The following is a 2,698-nucleotide window of genomic DNA, read 5'->3' on the forward strand; positions in this document are numbered from 1 at the left end:
GCGCGGCGGCCGATGCGCCGTGTGACTGACTGCGGCTGCGCAGGACGTCAGGGCCCGATGAGCGTACGGCGGAGGGAGCACCCGGGGCGCTGCCGAGCACCGGAATGTCGTCGACTGCCGTGGTCCAGGCGTCCGTGCCCGGTGTCGCGTCGAGGTCGTCAGGCATACGCGCCTCACCAAGGTCAGTGGTTGGGGAGTGACTGTCTGGAGGGGACGGGCCCCGCGCTGCAGAGGCAGTGCCGACACCGGGCGTGCCTACCCCGCCGCCAGGCAGCGTCCCCGGACCGTCGACAGGCAGGGCCAGGGTCGGGCTCACCGGGCCGTCATCGATCTCCGTGGTTGCCTCGTCTGTCTCGGCAGCGGGCAGGACGGCCTTCCCTCCCCGCGGCGCAGTGCCATCGCCCTGGAGAGGTGCCAGGTCGCCGAGCACGGCGTCCTGTTGCAGCGCGGGGGCATACCCGTCTTCGTCGTCGGCCGCGGGCTCGGGGGGTTCGGGCACCTGGTCCCGGATGTGCTGCAGGACCTCGTCCAGGGTGCGTCCCTGTGCGTCACGGAATGCGCGCATGCGGTGGTCCGCCCAAGGGTCTGACCACGGAAATTCGAGCCCGGCGGCGTCGGTGATCGCGGCCAGGGCCTCGGCCAGGGCCAGGGCATGATGGGGTGAGCGCACCCGCATCGCAGCACCGAGGCCGACCAGCCGATGAGGGGTGCGGACCTGCCAGTTGCCGGGCTTGACCTGGACGACGGCGAGCCGTCCGGCGGCTGCCGGGATCAGCACGTGCTGTGCATCCGCGCGCCGGGCTGTGGCCCGGCAGAAGGAAGCCAGCTGCTCTTCAGCGGCGCGGTCGGGCGCCCTGGGCCGTGCCACGGCGTCCCTGAGATGCTCGATCAAGTCGTCAACGGTGGGGAACTGCTGGTCGACGATCGGGGGCAGGCGTTTGGCGAATGGTGCCTCAGGCTTGCTGCCAGCCGCGTTTCGGTGTGCGTGCGCGTCGGCCAGTGTTTGTCGGCGGGCCTCGGCGCGCCGGCGCTGGGCCACCACGGTGTCCGGGGCGGCGCCAGAGGTGGCGGCCGCAGTGCTCCGGGCGTCGAGGTCGGCCAGTTCCTGGGTGATGGCGTTTCGGTCCAACTCGCTGATCGGGGCGCCGATCGTCGACTCGGGCAAGGGCTTGGCAGGTGGCAAGGCCGACGTCGGGCGCTGAGGCATGTCGAGTGCGGTGTGGACCTGCCCGTCACGGCGCCGGGCGATGACTTTGGCGTAGTCGTGGTGCGTGCCGGCCTTCACCTGGAACAGGTAGGGCAGGGCTTTGCCCACGCGCTGCCAGGTATGGGGGTCGCTGATGAGGAGAACTTCGTCGCCCTCGGCGAGATGTGATTCCCACCGGTCGCGTAGGTCGGCGTAGCGCAGATCCATGAGTTGCTGGCGCAGTTGCTCGGACACGTCCGGTAGATCCTGGGCGGGGGTGGGAGGTGGCGCGTCGCTGTCGGGGTGTTCTGGGGCTTGGGATGCTTCGATGGCGCACACGTCCTTCCCAGTGATGATCAAGTTCCGGGCGCCGGGCGCATCGGCTCGCCAGCTCCCGTCGCTGCGCCGCTCGCGCAGGGTGACGGTGGCGTAGGCCGGGGACTCGTCGGCCTCACTGGCGTTGTGGGGGGACTCGAGGTCGCGGATGCGGACCCGCTGGCCCGCGCGCAGGAGCCCCACGCTGTCCGGCCCCAGCGCCCTCCACTTGCTGGTGGGTGCAGCTTGGTGCAGGTACAGGCGGTCCCACCACTGGTCGGCGGGCTCCACCGTGACACCGGCCAGGACCGTCGTCTTCTGGTTCTTGACGATCTTCCGCGTCAGCGCGGTGCCCGTGACATGCACCTTCAGGCCGGCCTTCAGCGACGGCATGCCCTCCTGGTGCCAGAAGTGAATGAGGTTTCCAGCCGAGGTGATGGCGGTTGTCGGCCGTTCCCGGGCGATGCGGGTCTTCCTGCCCGCCTTGCGAGGGGCCATGCGCGTACCCCGGGTGTCCGGCGGCGTCCCCACTTCCAGGATGCGGGCTAAGACAGCCACGTCGTCTGTGCCCAGGTAGGAGCCCTGCGCTGGGCGCGTGTAGCGGATGGCCGCTCCCATCCACGGCTCGGTGCGCGCGGCAGGGTCGGTGTTGAGACGGTGGGCTGTCCTGCGTGCGGCGCCCTCGGCGCCGTCGCCGGTGAAGAAGCATTCCTGCGTGGCGGCGGTGTCGGTGGCGGCCCAGGCGATGCTGTGGTCCTGGGTATCGACGACGACCCAGCCCTTCATGCGCTTGGTGCGCACGGCCTGGAAGCGGTTCGATCCGTCCTTGGCCGCTGGCGCCGTGGGTGTGGTGCGGGGCGCAGCGGGCAGCATCAGGGCAGGCTGGTTCAGGTCGGCCGGGGGGCGGGCGGCGGGCACCAGCTGGTGCTCCGGGGCCCCCGTGCCGTCGCTGGTGCCTGCTGGGCCGCCGTCTGCGGCACCAGACGGTGGTGCATCGGCCGACTCCTGTGACCTGAGGCGCTCTCCTTCTGCTGTGGGATCGTTCCCGTTGCTGCCGGAGATGGTTTCGCCCGGTGCACGACCACCGGCGCCCTCAAGATGCGCCGCTGTGAACGGCGGCTTGGACGCCTCGCCTTCCGTCACGGGGGGTGTCGGCGCCGTGCCGGAGGAGGCCCGCGGCGCCCGTACGGCGGTTCC

At 71.2% G+C, this 2,698-nt stretch carries 1 protein-coding gene; it reads right to left on the reverse strand.

Translation table 11 applies throughout. The features are described from left to right. The coding region (locus tag ACFWZ5_RS46050) for a hypothetical protein (RefSeq protein WP_384893227.1) at positions 1–2,374 on the reverse strand (2,374 nt) is incomplete at its 3' end. Positions 2,375–2,698: the final 324 nt, after the last annotated feature.

It is taken from the genome of Streptomyces sp. NPDC059003, from assembly GCF_042740445.1.
Lineage (GTDB): Bacteria > Actinomycetota > Actinomycetes > Streptomycetales > Streptomycetaceae > Streptomyces.